9 protein-coding genes and 1 pseudogene are annotated in these 17,506 nt (G+C 45.1%); 7 read left to right on the top strand and 3 right to left on the bottom strand.

Going from position 1 to position 17,506, the window contains the following annotated elements; translation table 11 throughout:
- From QUA45_RS22190 to QUA45_RS22180, 3 genes and pseudogenes are all read left to right on the top strand, one after another.
- Window positions 1-144, top strand: a pseudogene (locus tag QUA45_RS22190) (photosystem II D2 protein (photosystem q(a) protein)); the annotation flags it as partial.
- Window positions 145-300: 156 nt separating this feature from the next.
- Window positions 301-1,680 (top strand): photosystem II reaction center protein CP43, encoded by a 1,380-nt coding sequence (gene psbC / locus QUA45_RS22185; protein ID WP_333039523.1) that lies wholly within the window; start codon window positions 301-303, stop codon window positions 1,678-1,680.
- A gap of 556 nt (window positions 1,681-2,236) precedes the next feature.
- Entirely contained in the window at window positions 2,237-6,097 is a 3,861-nt protein-coding gene (locus tag QUA45_RS22180; protein WP_333222128.1) for a GAF domain-containing protein, read from the top strand.
- Between the two features lie 321 nt (window positions 6,098-6,418).
- On the opposite strand, the gene QUA45_RS22175 is transcribed toward QUA45_RS22180, so the two are convergent.
- The 3 genes from QUA45_RS22175 to QUA45_RS22165 all read right to left on the bottom strand — a co-directional run bounded on the left by QUA45_RS22175 (window position 6,419) and on the right by QUA45_RS22165 (window position 14,218).
- Window positions 6,419-12,433, bottom strand: a complete 6,015-nt coding sequence (locus QUA45_RS22175; RefSeq protein ID WP_333222127.1) for a response regulator — start codon at window positions 12,431-12,433, stop codon at window positions 6,419-6,421.
- Window positions 12,434-12,683: 250 nt separating this feature from the next.
- The gene (locus tag QUA45_RS22170; protein ID WP_333100113.1) at window positions 12,684-13,697 is read right to left on the bottom strand and encodes a PleD family two-component system response regulator; all 1,014 of its coding nucleotides are present in this window, start codon (window positions 13,695-13,697) and stop codon (window positions 12,684-12,686) included.
- Window positions 13,698-14,062: 365 nt separating this feature from the next.
- Entirely contained in the window at window positions 14,063-14,218 is a 156-nt protein-coding gene (locus tag QUA45_RS22165; protein ID WP_333100112.1) for a hypothetical protein, read from the bottom strand.
- A gap of 328 nt (window positions 14,219-14,546) precedes the next feature.
- On the opposite strand from QUA45_RS22165, the gene QUA45_RS22160 reads away from it, so the two are divergent.
- From QUA45_RS22160 to QUA45_RS22145, 4 genes are all read left to right on the top strand, one after another.
- Window positions 14,547-15,500: a hypothetical protein gene (locus QUA45_RS22160; protein WP_333222126.1), complete on the top strand. Its 954-nt coding sequence runs from the start codon at window positions 14,547-14,549 to the stop codon at window positions 15,498-15,500.
- Window positions 15,501-15,600: 100 nt separating this feature from the next.
- Window positions 15,601-15,786: a PCP reductase family protein gene (locus tag QUA45_RS22155; protein WP_006633749.1), complete on the top strand. Its 186-nt coding sequence runs from the start codon at window positions 15,601-15,603 to the stop codon at window positions 15,784-15,786.
- A 75-nt stretch (window positions 15,787-15,861) separates the two neighbouring features.
- Window positions 15,862-16,587, top strand: coding sequence for a triose-phosphate isomerase (gene tpiA / locus QUA45_RS22150; protein ID WP_333222129.1), 726 nt, complete (start codon window positions 15,862-15,864; stop codon window positions 16,585-16,587).
- 122 nt (window positions 16,588-16,709) lie between these two features.
- Window positions 16,710-17,270 carry a Uma2 family endonuclease gene (locus QUA45_RS22145; protein WP_333222125.1) on the top strand — a complete coding sequence of 187 codons (561 nt, stop codon included), beginning with the start codon at window positions 16,710-16,712 and terminating at the stop codon, window positions 17,268-17,270.
- The last annotated feature ends 236 nt before the right edge of the window (window positions 17,271-17,506 follow it).

Raw genomic sequence — 17,506 nt, 5'->3', positions numbered from 1 at the left:
GCTGAAGATCCTGAGTTTGAAACGTTCTACACTAAGAACATTCTGCTTAACGAAGGCATTCGTGCTTGGATGGCTCCGACAGACCAACCCCACGAAAACTTCATCTTCCCTGAAGAAGTTCTGCCTCGCGGTAACGCACTTTAAAAAAATCAGGATTTGGATTTCAGATTAATTTAATATTTTTAACTTAATCTGAAATCCAAATCCCTACTCCCTGGCGCAGGCGCGGTGATACCGTGCCCTACTAGGGAACAAAAAAACCCAAAATCCAAAATCTAAAATCGTTGGAGGTTCTACCGGGTGGTAACGCTCTCTAATTCCTACGCAAGCGGTCGCGACCAAGAATCCTCCGGGTTCGCTTGGTGGTCTGGCAACGCTCGTTTGATCAATCTCTCCGGCAAACTGCTGGGCGCACACGTCGCTCACGCTGGCTTGATCGTGTTCTGGGCCGGTGCAATGACTTTGTTTGAAGTCGCTCACTTTATCCCAGAAAAGCCCATGTACGAACAGGGCTTAATCTTGATGCCCCACATCGCGACTTTGGGTTGGGGCGTCGGCCCCGGCGGTGAAGTTACGGATATCTTCCCGTTCTTCGTAGTCGGCGTTCTTCACTTGATTTCATCTGCTGTTCTCGGTTTGGGCGGCATTTATCACGCCGTTCGCGGCCCAGAAGTTCTCGAAGAATACTCTTCGTTCTTCGGCTACGACTGGAAAGATAAGAACCAGATGACGAATATCATCGGCTACCACCTGATTCTGTTGGGATGCGGCGCTCTGCTGCTGGTAGCTAAGGCTATGTTCTTCGGCGGTGTCTATGACACTTGGGCTCCGGGCGGCGGCGACGTGCGTATTATCACGAACCCCACTCTGAACCCGGCTGTGATTTTTGGCTACTTGGTTCGCTCTCCTTTTGGTGGCGAAGGCTGGATTGTCAGCGTCAACAACATGGAAGACATCATCGGCGGTCACATCTGGCTCGGCCTGATTTGTATCGCTGGCGGTGTTTGGCACATTTTGACCAAGCCTTTCGGCTGGGCTCGCCGCGCCTTAATCTGGTCTGGCGAAGCTTACCTGTCTTACAGCTTGGGCGCTTTGTCCCTGATGGGCTTCATCGCTTGCTGCTTTGTCTGGTTCAACAACACTGCTTACCCCAGCGAATTCTACGGTCCGACAGGCCCGGAAGCTTCTCAAGCGCAAGCTTTGACCTTCCTGATCCGCGACCAACGCTTGGGTGCTAACGTCGGTTCTGCACAAGGCCCCACCGGTCTGGGTAAATACCTGATGCGCTCTCCTACTGGCGAAATCATTTTCGGCGGTGAAACGATGCGTTTCTGGGATTTCCAAGGCCCTTGGTTGGAACCCTTGCGCGGTACTAACGGTTTGGACTTGAACAAAATCAAGAATGACATTCAGCCTTGGCAAGCTCGCCGCGCGGCTGAGTACATGACTCACGCTCCTTTGGGTTCTTTGAACTCTGTGGGCGGTGTGGCGACTGAAGTTAACTCGTTTAACTTCACTTCTCCTCGTTCTTGGCTGTCCTGTTTCCACTTTGTGATGGGTTTCTTCTTCTTGGTCGGCCACTTGTGGCACGCTGGTCGCGCTCGCGCGGCTGTCGCTGGCTTTGAGAAGGGTATCGATCGCGAAAATGAAGCGGTACTTTCTATGCCAGACTTAGACTAATCGATCGAATTTATTTCTGATTTGACTGTCTAGTTGAAAAAGGCTCCTGCTTAACGCAGGAGCTTTTTTTGATCGGATGATAATATCTGAAAAAGCAGCGGATTGTCGATCGACAGTTCTCCGAGCCCCTTAGCAGCAGATACAATCCTATACGTAGAAAACCGGTTTGTGAGTTAACCTGTTGAATTCAATGCTGTTTTTTTCCGTCAGCTCGTTCCTCAGCGAGCTTTTGCATCCAGGACGGACATATTTCGGTGCTACCTTCATCGGTGGCGGTGAATGACTCTACAAGTCTTGAACATTGACAATTTTAATCCGTTGGGGTACAGAGCTTGCAAGGCAGACTCTACAAAGTTTATATTTAAAGTACAAAAGTTTTAATCCCACACAATTAAAAGTGGTAATTTGAAGGCAGATCGCTACAGGTGCACAACTAATCGACCATTGCCCTCAGGATATTTATATTTTATTAAATGGCTGTGCTTGCCGATTTTTTTAACAAGCACAAAACTTTTGGGTCGCTTACTGTTATTGCTAGGAAAGCAAAAGATTAATAATGGACTCATTAAAGATCGAAAATGTCAAGGTGAGGTTCGATCGAGCAAATTTGCTCGAACGCATCGCCAACCGCATTCGCCGCTCTCTAGAACTCCCCGAAATTCTGAGCGCAACAGCAGCGGAAGTTCAATCCTTTTTGGGAACAGACAGAGTAAAAATCTACAAATTTCATAGCGACGGTAGCGGTGAAGTGATTGCCGAATCAATTAACGGCAACCGCTTGCCCTCCCTATTGGGCCTCCATTTTCCAGCAGACGATATTCCCCCTCACGCCCGCGAACTGTTCGCGCAAGTACAGGTGCGATCGATCGTCGATATAGATTCCGGGCAGCTAGGCCAAAGTCCGCGCCGCGAGGCGGTTTCGGGCGAACTGCTGCCCGACGACGAAATGCGCTTTCGTGCGGTTGACCCCTGCCATGCTGAATACTTGACTGCACTAGGGGTCAAGGCTTGCTTGGTAGTACCAATTTTTCACGGCGAAGAATTCTGGGGGTTGTTGGTATCTCACCACTCCGAGTCCCGGAGTGTGGCAGAAAACGAACTCCAAGGCGTTCAGATGGTGGCAGATCAGCTCGGCGTCGCCATAGCCCAATCAACCCTCCTCGCCCGAGCGAGGGCGAAAGCTCAACGGGAAGCTGCCGTCAACCGCGTCGCCGCAGCCCTTCACTCCCAGCCGGCGATTGAACTCCAAACAGCTTTGGTAGAATCGGTAGCAGCACTAGACGCCGCCGGCGGCAGGCTGTGTATTTTCGCCACGCCATTCATTTCCGAAAGCAGCAAGGTTACGAATCTAGTTCGCTATTCGGATAACTCGAATCGAGAACTCACAGTCTACACTTGTGGCTCAGGGCCGAAGATGGGAATTTCCGCAAAATACCCGCAGGTTGAGCAATACAGCGTCTGGCACGAATATTTTAAATCCGGCGAGCAACAGGTTTGGGTAATTCCCGACTTGTACCAAATTAGCAGTTTGAGAAGCCTGCAACCTGCATTTCGATCGACCAAAATTCGCAGTATTTTAATCGTACCGCTCAAAACCCGCCAGCAAATATTCGGTTACTTGAGCATTTTTCGAGAAGAATTTGACACCGAAACTCTCTGGGCTCGACAGTTTGATAGCGACGGGCGGCTCGCCCAATCTCGGATATCTTTTGAAGCGTGGAAAGAGTCAAAAACTGCCCAAATTCGCGAATGGAAAATAGAAGAAATTGAATTGGTTCAAATTTTTGGTACCCACTTTTCTAATGCTATTAACCACTACCAACTCGATCAACAAATAGAAGAACTTAACACAAATTTAGAAAATCAAGTTCAAAAGCGCACCGCTCAACTACAGCAGTTGACCCAACAGCAGCGAGTGCTGTTTGAAGTGGTCGCAAAAATGCGGAAATCCCTCGAATTGAACAAGATTTTTAGTACGATGTGCCAGGAAGTGCGGCAGGCTCTAAATGCCGATAGAGTGGCAGTTTACCACTTCGTTTCCGCATCAGAATTTAACGATGGTGAATTCGTTTCCGAAGATGTTTTGCCAGCTTTTGTGTCAGCAATGGCAGTCAAAGTACACGATCGCTGCTTTGGAGAAAAGTATGCCAATCTCTACTCTCAGGGACGAGTTCACACAATGTCCGACATTAGACAAGCCGGACTGCAAGATTGCTATGAGCAACTATTAGAGCAATTTCAGGTCAAAGCTAGTTTAGTTGCACCGGTGATGAAAGGCAAAGACCTTTGGGGCTTGCTGTGCGTACACCAATGTTCGGCTCCCCGCAACTGGGAATCTTCCGAAATTAAGTTTGCTACCCAAATTTCCGTTCAGCTCAGCATCGCTTTAGAACAAGCAGATTTGCTCGCTCAAACTCAGCAGCAAGCAGTTGAGTTGCAGCGGGCAGCAGAGCAGGAAAGAATACTGTTTGAAGTAGTTGCTAAGATTCGACAATCTCTCGATTTAGATACAATTTTTAGCACAACAACTACAGAATTGCGGCGAATTTTAAATGCAGATAGAGTTGGAATTTATCGTTTCTATATAAGTTCAAAGCTTAATGAAGGGGAATTTATTACCGAAGATGTTTTGCAAGATTTTCCTTCAGCAATGGCTGTGAAAGTTCGCGATACTTTTTTTGGAGAGAACTATGCAAATAAATACAGCCAGGGACGCATTCAAGTGCTGCCTGATATCGCAAGTGCGGGACTCTCGGACTGCCACGCTGCTCTTTTAGCTCAATTTCAAATAACAGCTCAAGTGATTATACCACTGATGAATGGCAGCGAACTTTGGGGTTTGCTGTGCGTGCACCAGTGCGGCATTTCCCGCAATTGGAACAGTTCGGAAATTCAGTTTGCTACGCAAGTAGGAGCTCAATTGAGCGTAGCATTAGAACAAGCAGATTTGCTTGCTAAGACGCGGCAGCAAACTATCGATTTGCAGTGGGCAGCCGAGCAACAGCGGATACTCTTTGAAGTGGTAGCCAAGATTCGAGAATCTCTCGATATCAACGCAATTTTTAAGACTGCAACCCAAGAAGTTTGTCAGTTTATGCAAGTTGATAGAATTGCGGTCTATCAATTTTATCCTGATTGGAGTGGCCATTATGTGGCAGAGTTTGTGAAAGATGGCTGGATAAAATTAGTAGGGGAAGGTATCAGTACGGTTTGGCAAGATACTTATTTGCAGGAAAACCGAGGCGGTAGATATGTCAATAATGAAACTCTAGCTGTTGACGATATTTATCAAGTTTGCCACTCGGAATGTGTTGTCGGTATTTTAGAGAAATTTCAGGTGAAGTCTTATGCGATCGCGCCGATTTTTGTAGGACAAGAACTTTGGGGTTTGCTGACAGCGTATCAACATTCTGGACCCCGCTGTTGGGAAAGTTCAGAAGTTAACTTTTTAGCTCAGATTGCCAATCAGTTAGGTGTAGCTATTCAACAAGCCGATTTGTTGGCTCAAACCAGACGCCAAGCAGAACAAATCGCTCAAAGTTTAAAGGATTTGCAGCACACTCAAGCTCAATTGATTCAAACTGAAAAAATGTCTGGCTTGGGGCAACTGGTAGCCGGGATTGCTCACGAAATTAACAATCCGGTTAATTTTATTTACGGTAATCTCAATCACGCTAGTGAATATACTGCTAGCTTACTGAGTTTGCTGGAACTTTACCAGCAACAATATCCCGATTCTAGTGCTGAAATAGACAAATTGAGTGAAGATATTGACTTGGATTTTCTGCTAAAAGATTTGCCCAAATTGCTATTGTCAATGAAGGTGGGAGCCGATCGCATCCGTCAAATAGTTCTCTCGTTAAGGAATTTCTCTCGTCTTGACGAAAGTCAAACGAAGGCTGTTGATATTCACGAGGGCATTGACAGCACACTGTTAATTTTACAGCACAGGCTGAAATCTAATACGGACAGTGCAAACATTGTGCTACTGAAAGAATACGGCATTTTGCCTGTAGTTGAGTGTTATGCAGGACAGTTGAATCAGGTATTTATGAATGTAATTGGCAATGCAATCGATGCTTTAGAATCGCACAAGTTTCTCGCCGGTCAATCTGTAATTCCTCAAATTAAAATCTCTACTGCTGTCGGTCAACTTAATGATACTGTTCCTAGCGCGGTGATTCGGATTTCTGACAACGGCCCGGGAATTGCGGAATCTATGAGAAAACGCATATTTGACCCTTTTTTTACCACTAAGTCGGTGGGGAAAGGTACAGGATTGGGACTGTCAATTAGTTACCAAATTGTGGTAGACAAACACGGCGGCGTTTTAAAATGCAATTCGGAACTGGGGAAGGGTACTGAGTTTGTGATCGAGATTCCACTTCGACAGCAGCCAGCAGTCATTACTCATTAGTCATTATTGTAAAATCTTGCCAACAGTCAACAATCACAGAGGCTGCAACCAGAATAGATATAATTAATCTGCGTTTATCTGTGTTTATCTGCCCTCATCTGCGGTGAAAAAAAGAGAATTTATGAACTGCAGATGACAAGGGACAAGGCACTGAGGCTGATCCGTGCAGATGAAAAGAAGGGATATATGAATAATTCCGATGCTAACAGAAGATGTGGAATCAGGCTCGATCGTGGGTATGCGATCGCATAGCCGCCTTGCGGCATCGCGTCTGACAGTTGCCTAAGTCCTGATGCCAAAAGAGGCCTATTTAAGGGACTTTCATAGATTACTTTCGCTCTTTTGTAGTTCTTGTTGGAGAGTATTCTTGACACGATCGTACTCACCCTCGATTTGAGCCAATAGGGTTGAGGCTCGATCGAGTTCACCAGAGGTACTCATGACTTCTAACCTGCCACAAAGCTGGGCCAGAGGAGCCGCGCTTAGGTTCGCACTACTGCCTTTGAGGGTATGAGCGGCTCGCTTTAGGGCTTGGGTATCCCCTTGGGCGATCGCTAATTTCATAGCTTGTAGCAACTTGAGAGATTCCTCCAAGTAGCAGTTCGCCAGCAAGCTCACAATCTTGGTTGAATCTTCATCGATGCTGCTACAGAAGGCTTGCAGTTCTGCAAGGTTAACCGCTGGCATATCAATTTCTGGCTTGTTGCTATCTGATTCATCTTTTTGGGCCTGCTGCGGTTGCGGGTTGGGTGGACACTGACTCAGCGCTTGGATGAGAGCCTCTACTCGAATTGGTTTACTGATATAGTCATTCATGCCGGCATCCCGACAAAGCTCGCGATCGCCCTGCATGGCATTCGCCGTCATGGCAATAATTCGGGGACGAGCATGAGCCGGCCACTCCTCACCTATACGGCGGGTGGCTTCTAGCCCATCCATCTCTGGCATTTGTACATCCATCAGCACTACATCATAAGGCTGGCGATGCAGGGCTTCCAAGACTTCTAATCCATTGGCAGCAACATCGGCCCGGTATCCCAAACGCTCTAACAGCAGCAGTGCCACCTTCTGATTCACCAGATGATCCTCTGCTAACAGAATTCGCAGCGGGAGTCTCTGACCCAATTTAATATCATCCTCAACAGAGCTAGGGGGTCGCTGTTGAACTTTTGTCGGTTGAGCTTGTAGTGCCTGAGTCAGCACTTCATAAAGCTGGGATTGTTTGATGGGTTTGCTTAAACAAGCCGCAAAGTGGGTCGAGAGTGCTGACAAACTCCCTTCTGGTTTGCCCATTGAAGTCAGCATCACCAGTGGTAAACGGTGGCATTTAGGAAGCTGATGGATTTCTGAGGCGAGTGTCAAGCCGTCCATCTTTGGCATTTGCATATCTAAAATAGCAACATCAAATGTTTCTCCACTCTGAAGCCAGTTGAGCGCTTCCACAGCCGATTGGGCAGCGCGAATCTCCATCCCCCAAGTCTGGGCTTGCAGCGTCAGAATTTGTCGGTTAGTCGGCTGGTCATCTACGATTAATAAACGCTTGCTAGATAGTTCTGGTAGCATTTCAATCGGTTCCGCTAACTCACTAGCAACAGCGGGTGCGACAATCGTGAAGTAGAAGGTAGAACCCATTGTGATTCGATGAGGCTCAGCGGCTTGCCATTTTGGGGAAGGGGTTCCTCCGACCTGACCTCGGGTTTGAACCCACATCATGCCGTTCATCATTTCACTAAGTCGCTTACTAATCGCCAGACCTAAACCTGTCCCTCCATACTGCCGAGTCGTCGAAGCATCTACTTGACTAAAAGATTTGAATAGTCGATCGAGCCGGTCTGTTGGAATGCCAATGCCCGTGTCTTGAATGGCAAACTGAATTTCATACAAGCTTTCGGGCAAGTTCCCTGGCTCAGAAATCGTTTTGTCAGAATCAACTATAGAGGCTTCCACGGAAATGGTAACTTCCCCAGTTTCAGTAAACTTAATCGCATTATTAAGCAAGTTAACTATAATCTGACGCAGACGGGTGACATCACCCAAAATCAACTTAGGAGTCTGAGGCTGGATCAGGTAGCCCAACTCAATCCCCTTCTCATCTGCTTTAACTGCAAGTTGGTCGATCGCACCTTCTATGCAATCTCTCAAGCTCAAGGGATGCTTTTCTAGTTCCAGCTTGCCCGACTCAATTTTGGAGAAGTCAAGGATGTCGTTGATGATGCTCAGGAGAGTATCCCCACTATTGCGAATCGTCTCGATAAAATCTCGCTGTTGAGCTTTGAGTTCTGTATCTAGCAGCAGTCCCGTCATGCCAATAACCGCATTCATGGGAGTGCGAATTTCATGGCTCATCATCGCCAGAAACTCACTTTTGGCTCGGTTCGCAGCTTCTGCTTCCCGTCTAGTTTGCTCCAGGGCAAAGTTTTTCAGAGTTAATTCTTCTCGTTGTCGAGTTTCTTGCTCTAGTAATTTGGCTTGAGCGAGAGCAATTCCTACTTGAGTCGCGACGGATTCTAGCAACTCCACTTGATCGGGAGTCCAACGACGGTAGTGATCGCACTGGTGCAAACAAATGGCACCATTCGCTTCTCCTTGGTAAGAAGTTCGCACTGCTAACATCGATCTTAATTTGAGACTGGTACAAATTGAATGAGTACAGGCGAGCAATAAATCGCAGTAGACATCCGGAGAGGCGATGGCTTCATCTTGAGCCATCAACTGTTTTGTATAAGCAGGACTCACAGCCAGAATGTCCCGATCCTCGCTGGAGTCTGAGCCGGGTGCTAGATACTCTGCAACGACAGGAAACTGAGGCTGTGGATTGTCCTGGTATGTGCGAATTAAGCAGCGACTGACCCCAAAAGCTTGCCCAATCTGAACAGCAGCCGTTTCAAATATCTGCTGAGCATTGAGGCTTTGACGAATTTCTTGGGTAATTTGCTTCAGCAGTAAGGCTTTTTCCAATTGTCGTTGTAGTGCTTCTTCTGCTTGCTTGCGATCGCTAATATCCTTCATGAAGCAGTGGTGCCCCACAAACACATTTTGCTCGTCATAAGCAGAGACCATCACCAGTTGTTTATAGAACATCGTGCCATTTTTTCGCATCCCCTTGGCTTCGACTTCGACTCTGCCTTCTCTCAACATCTGCTGATAAACAGCCGCCATCTTCTCAAGATCTTCAGGATGAACGGTTCTCGGCCATTCCATCCCTAGCATTTCCTCTGGCCGATATCCGCAGATGGCTGCATAAGTTTCGTTAACGAAGATATAGGCTCCTTGAGGGTCTAGCCTAGAAATGCCTGCCACGGCATTTTGTAGCGCTGCACTCATTTGTTGCAGTTCCGCTTCGGCGCGTTTGCGATCGCTAATTTCAATCAGAATGCAACCCACTCCTACAGGCTGCTCTGCATCCTTGAAAATGGGGAAATGAGAAGTTAGCCAGTAGCGTTTGGCACCAGTTTGACTGGTTACTTCTGAACTCATTTCCAAGCTGATGGAAGGTTTTCCTGTCGTTAAAACCTGTTGTAACAGTGCATTTACACTAGGAGCAAATTCTCCCAAAATTTCATCGGTTGTCTTACCTAAATGAGCCTCCACAGAGTGGTCATTAATTTCAGCTAGTGCCTCATTGATTTGTAAAAATCGAAACTGCCGATCGTATATACACAGCCCCACCCCTGCTAGGGAAGATCCTTTAAAGAAAGCATTCAATAATTGCTCTCTGGCTTGAATTTCCTGCTCTAACTGTTTGCGGTTGGTAATATCGCTGTGAGAACCAGTCATACGGACAACTCTGCCCGCTTCATCCGAAAGCGCTTGCCCTCGAGCCAAAATCCATTTGTAGCTCCCATCCTTGCAAAGCACTCGATGTTCTGTAATATAAAACGGGGTTGTGCGCTGAAAGTGATCTTGAATGGCTTGCATCACCCATCCGATATCGTCGGGATGAACTCGTTTACTCCATTCCTCTAACTGATTGGGGATTTCATGATCCTGGTAGCCCAACATCTCTTTCCAGCGAGCCGAGAAAAATACTTCATTGGTGTGGACGTTCCAATCCCATACCCCATCATTACTACCATGTAGGGCGAGTTGCCATCGCTCTTCACTGGCTTGCAGAGCGACTTCTGCTTGATGCCGTTCGATTTCACTACCAATCCACTGAGCCATCAGCTTCAGCAATTCCACATGGGCCGATTTAAAGCTGTCTACACGGGGAGATTTACTAGAAAAGCTGAGGGTACTGTAGACTTTGCCTGCCACTAAAACTCGTGTTCCAATATAGGCTTCCATGTCAAGGGCAATATAGGCAGGATGGTAACGCCATTTTGAGGTGCCTATATGTTCGATGGTTAGGGGTTCATTTGTGTCTAAAGCTTCACAGCACAAAGTTTGCTTAATATCAAAGACATCACCTGGTTTCAGGACTCGATCGGGCGATCGTGCAACCATCACCTCATAAAGATTATCTTGCACGATCGCCAATATGCCACATTCAAGCCGAAAGGTCTGACATCCCATGTCAATTAGCGCTTGGATGCGCTGCTCAAAATTGAGATTTTGGCTAGCAGTGACTTCATATAAAGCTCGTATTGCCGCCTCTCTTGTTCTTAGTTCAGCTTCGGCTTGTTTACGTCTCTTAATTTCAGCTTTCAGAGAGCGATTGATTTTGGATAATCTTTGCGTTCGTTCTTGAACCCGCTGTTCTAATGTAGCGTTGACGTGTTTAATCTCCCTAAATTTTTGATTTAGCGCGATCGCCATCAATTGAAAATTGCTAGCAAGCTCATTGATTTCAGTCACCGAACTATGTTTCCATTCAAATGTTTTTTCTGAAAGCTTGTTCGGTAAGTCAGTAGTCGCAAGAGCTAAAAAGGATAACGGCTTTACCAGTCGTTCGCTAACCACCGTTGCAAACAAAAATGCCAACATTGTGATGACGAGAAGAATAATCAGATCTATCCTGTAGCGATTTTGTAAATTTTCTACATAGGGAGCTGCTGGAATTTCTAAGCGTAATCTCCAGTTCAGCTCAGGGGAAATCATAAATTCCTGTATATATAGAGAGTTTTTCCAACGGATCATCGGATAGTTGCCCTTGCTAGGAACCCACTGCTGCAAGGTTCCCTCTAAGGTGCGAGTGCTGCCGTGCTTTGACTCTTGAACACTGGTCAACAGCTTTTCGTCGGATTGATTACTAGCAATAACTTGGTTGTTTTGATCGAGCAATGTAATGCGTAGTTCCTGATTGTTTTTCGGAAAAAAGTATAGATATTTGATCTGGCTCACTGCTAATGAACCATGGATCAGCCCAGTAAAATCACCTTCTATTTGCAGTGGCACATTCAACCCGACATGAGGTTCGTCGATTAATATATCTTTGTGGATAGGAGTAATCCAAGGTTTCAACGGCTCTTGAGCCAGAGTAATTAAAGATTTATGTTCAGTAATTTGTTCTATCAACCGCCGAGGGGTTTGATTTAAAGGAGAAGATGCAGCTAAAACTTTTCCCGATGCATCGGCAACATAAATTTTGTCAAAATCTGGAAACAACTCCTCGATCATGCTAATATTTTTTTGTAGTTGTTCGGATGATTGAATCGCTTGATTTACAGCACTTGCGCCTTCTGGAACGAGCGATTTTTCAGCTAATGTATTCAAAGCTAATAGATGTTGCTCCTGCCATCTAGATACAGCACTACTGAGATTAGTCCCGTTTATTTTTAACTCAGTTCGCACAGTCGTCTGAATTTGAGCGACCCAGTATCTACCATCAAGAACTAATAGCAGCAGTGCTGGAAGAAAAACAAAAGCAACCAACAGATGAAAAATAGTTTGTTGTAAAGAGAGGGCATGGAGATGCTTTGAATGCCTAACCCACCGATGAATCGGCGCATAAGAAATGATTAAGCTGGCAACTAAGGCATTAAAAATGCCGTTAACTGCTTGTTTGCACATAACTAGCACGACTTGAGCTGCCTCCATGTGCAGCATTTGACGGTAGAAAAGCCAAACGAAAGGCATTCCAATTAAAAACCAGTAAATCCCATCAAATAAAAGGAGGTTCGGATGTTGGCGCTTGCAAAGAAACCCTACAAATAGAGCCTCAATTACAAAAATAATTGTGGCGTATGGATGATTCCAAAGGACATAAGTATAGCTGCTTGCTATGAGACTAGCCAAGCCTCCCCAGCCGCAGCCGAAGTAGTAAGTAATAATCAGTATTGCAATACTACCAAAGAGGAAATCAACCCCAAAAAAGAGAGACAAATTGAAATAGTTGCCCAGAAAACCAGCACCCGTGAGAAGGGCGATCGCACCAAACCATCTTTGATCACGCACTGAGCTAGCCCCTCCCATAAACTTCTAGAATCTGTACTTGCTGAAGATAAATTAATTTTGATAAACAATCATCGTAGACACACTCTCGTTCTATCCTTCACAGTTTCCATGAATGTCGCACAACCGATTATTTAGGCTTTAATATTGAATAATAAAATCAAGGCTTACTCATGCAGGGCTTGATATTGATCTAAAATTTTAATAAATAATTATTCCCTATTAAGAGAGGCATAGTTTTTATCATTATGATTTAACGGGTGAATTTATTAACTGTATGAACCTTGGTACAAAAAGTATTACGACCTTGATCTTTAGCTTCATAAAGTGCTGCATCAGCAGCAGTAATTAAATTTTCTGGTCGGAGCTCTTGGGTAGGAATCACACTGGTAATACCGAAGCTGAGCGTAATGTAATGACTGGGAGAACTCTTATGTACTATTGCTAAAGCTTGAATACGAGCCTGCATTTGCTTAACGATTTGGACTGCTCCCTCAAGCTCGGTATCGGATAAAATCACTACAAATTCTTCCCCTCCATAACGTGCTACTAAATCTCCAGCTCGATTAATACTGCGATTAAGAGCTGCCGCAACTTGCTGTAAACATAGATCCCCTGCTTGGTGTCCATAAGTATCGTTATAAGGCTTGAACAAATCGATATCACACAAAATTAGTGACAAAGGAGTTTGCTGCCTTGTCATGCGTCGCCACTCCTCGTCTAGCTGTTGGTCAAACTGACGGCGATTGGCAATCTGAGTCAAACCGTCAATTGACGCTAAGTATTTTAATTGTCGATTGGCAGCCTCTAGCTGCTTGTAAAGTAGGGTTTGTTGCTGTTGCAAATGGAATTGCTGAATCAAGCGTCGCACTCTCTGTCCCAGAACAGCCCAGTGAATCGGCTTAGTGATATAGTCAGCAGCTCCCGCTGCAAACGCTCGATCTACAGATTCTTTGTCTTCTAAGCTAGTAATCATCAAAATAGGCGGGCGATCGCCCTCAGGCACTTCAGATAATTTTTGACAATAAGCAAAACCATCCATAGTAGGCATCACTGCATCGAGTAGGATCAGGTCTGGATGTACTTCCTCATAAGCTGCTAGCCCTGTCAACCCATCACTAGCTTCGGCCACTCGGTATTTTTCCTTTTGTAAATAAAGTCGAAGTTGCAAACGAATCAAGGCATCGTCATCCACGATGAGAATTAGAGAGGACGGTTCCGTAGATGGGTTAGTCGAAATGGCTGACTCTTCTAATGATTGATACATACGTCCTGGTGTATCTTAAACTTTGGAAACATTCTAGCCTAGCATATTTTGAGCTTGGGATGAAAAGTAAAAAACTGGCAAATATGTCCTACATTATACACCAGCTAAGCTGCCGCAACAAAATTCTAGCCAGCGTCAGGTTTGTTAAACAAACAGCCCCAGTCTACTTAAAATTATCGCTTTTTTTCGGGGATATAAAGTCTGGTAACTTGCGCTAATTTTTGTAAATATGTAGCTATTTTTGGGGCATTAAACAGTTTTTACAACGTCGAGCGAGCTTTGACGAACGATCGCCTGTTATCCCGCGATCGTCCGTGGGATAATATGCTATATTTCTTAAATTAATTCAGGCTTTTTCAGGTGCATCAAATTCCTGCCTCATCTTTGAGCGATCGCCACCTATATTTTTGGGGAATACATCTGATGGTCACACGATCGCGTATAGCTTCGCCCTTGGTTGAGCGTTTGTTCGCACCAGCAAGCTCTGACTGCAACATGGCGCAAGCTTTGTTAAGAAACATATACAGCGTTCTGCGCGAGCTGGGATAGGTTTTTTCTCTTTTTTCTCCTCCTAATCCCCCCAGAAAGTTTCTAAACTGGTTTCTTTGGACTTGAGTGGGGAACACATCGTCACAGCATTGGCACCATCTTTCAAAGCATGGGGGCATTGCTATCGAAACTGTTTCTCTCATCAGATTCACTCAGCCAAGGGACTAGCATAAAAACCCTACCTTATATATCTTAGCTCTATTTCTCGCTCAATTTTTGGATAAAGTTCCACTATTAAAAACAGAAGCTGTACTACAATCACTGGGAAACAATAAATTAACTTGATGGAGGGTACTTAGTATGGCAGTAGCACTACCGGATTTTTATCAAAGCCTTCAAAAAACTAAAGAAGTTTGGACGGAAAAAGTCGGAAAAGCAGTTAATTCTGTTTCCGAAGCAACAGCACAAGCTAAATCTTCTCTCTCCGACACTGGGTACCAGGCAAAAGAAGCTCTCACTCAAACTACGAATTCTGCCGTTAATACTGTTAATCAAGCTACGAACAATGCTTTAGGTAATGTAGCGGATAAAACAGAAAAAGCGAGGATTTCTATATCCGAAGTCGCGAATCAAGCCGTTAGTCGCGTCAGTGAAAGTACCAACAAAGCAGTTGATGCTATTTATCACTCTGCATCAACTGCTAAAGAAACTATTAATCAAACTACTAACTCTGCAGTCAATACTCTGAATCAAAGCACTAACCAAGCTGTAGAGATTGTAAATCAAGCTACAGAAAAGGCTAAGGCTTCATTAGAAGATAGCATGAACAAGGCGGGAAATATGAGCGGTGCCGCTTCAGATGCCCTCCAAAGTGCTATCAATGCTACCGTTAAAGATTGGATTGATTCTAATCCTGTAATTTTTTGGTTTGTGAATCACCCGCTGATATTTTTAGTAATTTTGCTGCTATTTATATTGAGTATATTAGGCTTTTTTCAGGCTTTAGCTAGCTTGTTTGCAAAAGGATGGTTATTTATTCTGCAAAGCCCTGTAAAATTTATGCAAGGGGTTTTGAGTTTCGGCTCTAAATCTGTAAGTAATGTCGGTGGAGTGGCTGTAAACTCATTAGTTTCACAGAATCCCGAATACAAAAATAATTCAGGTTTACAATTGAGGGGAGTTGAATCAAACACTTTGGAGTCTCAAGAACGGCTTGCTAATATTTTGACAAGGTTGGAGGCAATTCGACAAGAGCAGAATCAGCTTTTACAAGAAGCGTCTGCTATTTTAGGCAACAAATTTAAGGCAGAGTGAGAAGGTGTGGCCCGATCGCAACTCGTGGTAAATTTAATACATCCAGGCTTTCCATCAAAGCCTGCTCCATAAAGGCTTGTAGTCGATCACTCAATACGCCATGCCCGATTCCGAATTTTCCGATGATTTAAAATGGACGCCAGAAGCAAAGGCGAAGCTGAAAAATATTCCCTATTTTGTCCGGGGACAAGCTCGCGTCCGCATCGAGCAGTTAGCCCGCGAAGCCGAAACCGAAGTCGTCACCGTTGACTTAGTTGAGCAAGCTCGCATCGAGTTTGGGCAATAAGGGCTCGAAATGTACCCTAAAGCTTTACACTATAATTTGCCTGATTTTGATGTTCACAGAGCTACTGAGTCACCCGTGCGGAAAATAGTTATTGCTGGCAACTGGAAAATGTACAAAACTAGGACTGAATCCCTAGAATTTCTTCAAGGATTCATGTCCTGCCTGACGGAAACCCCAGAGGAACGGGAAGTCGTGCTTTGCGTTCCCTTCACCTCCTTGGCTGTCCTCTCGAAAAATTTGCACGGCAGCCGGATCAGACTCGGTGCTCAGAACGTCCACTGGCAAGAGTCAGGAGCTTTTACTGGGGAAATTTCCGGGCCAATGCTCAGTGAACTTGGTGTCCGTTATGTCATCATCGGTCACAGTGAGCGGCGCCAATATTTTGGGGAAACTGACGAAACGGTGAATTTGCGGCTGAAAGCTGCTCAGAAATACGATTTAATTCCGATTCTGTGCGTTGGGGAAACCAAGCAGCAGCGAGATGCAGGCGAAACTGAAGCTCACATTTTTTCTCAGTTGGAAAAAGATTTAGTTGGTGTTGACCAAGAAAAGTTAGTCATTGCTTACGAACCGATTTGGGCGATTGGCACTGGCGATACTTGCGAAACGAAGGAAGCTAACCGAGTTATTGGTTTGATTCGCAGTAAATTGACTCATCCTGGCGTGCCAATTCAGTACGGTGGCTCGGTCAAACCGGAGAATATTGATGAAGTCATGGCTCAGCCGGAGATAGACGGGGTTTTGGTAGGCGGTGCTAGTTTGGAAGCTGCGAGTTTCTCGCGCATTGTCAATTATCAGTAATATGTAATTGCTAATAGGTAATTGCTAAGTGGTAAGTGGAACAAGGGCAGCGGGAATTAAACAGCGATCGCCTACAATTTTGATGTGCCGTTGAGTGTTTCTCCGATCTGGAGAATTGACCTATGATTGCGAGCGTTGAACCAAAACCCACCTTAGAGGAATTCCTAAAACTTCCTGAAACTGAACCAGCCTCAGAGTTTCTTGACGGAGAAATCATTCAGAAGCCCATGCCACAAGGTGAACACAGCGTCCTTCAAGGTGAACTCTGCAAGACGATCGATCAAGTAACAAAAACTCAGAAAATTGCCCGTGCTTTTCCAGAGTTATACTGCACATTTGGTGGCGCATCAATCGTGCCAGATGTAGCAGTATTCCGATGGGAAAGAATTCCTTTTTTGCCCTCTGGTAGAATTGCTAACCGCTTTGAAATTAATCCAGACTGGTCGATTGAAATTCTCTCCCCAAGTCAAAGTCAAACAAAAGTGCTGAGTAAATTACTTCACTGTTCGCGACACGGAACTGAGTTGGGGTGGTTATTAGACCCAGAAGAAGAGAGTATTTTGGCAGTATTTCCAGGACAAAAAGTAGAACTGTATAAAGGTGCAGCTCTGTTGCCAATCATTGAGAAAATCGAATTAGAATTGACAGTTGACACTGTTTTTAGCTGGTTAAGTTTTGGTTGAATTAACAATGGCGATTCTGCTTGATTCTTGAGTCTCTTAGAGAGAGACTTCGTTTAATAAGAATCAATTTAAATCGCCGAGTGATGAGGTGATATGATAAATAACAAAAAAATTATAATTAGAAATAAAGTTTTCGAGTGGGGAAAACGCACTTATTTAATGGGCGTTTTAAATGTTACCCCTGACAGTTTTAGCGACGGCGGAGATTTCTATACCATAGAATCTGCTTTAGTGCA

Source organism: Microcoleus sp. Pol12A5, from assembly GCF_036701435.1.
Classification (GTDB): domain Bacteria; phylum Cyanobacteriota; class Cyanobacteriia; order Cyanobacteriales; family Microcoleaceae; genus Microcoleus.
The sequence above is the reverse complement of the archived record's forward strand: the minus strand, read 5'-3'. Positions and strand labels throughout refer to the sequence as shown.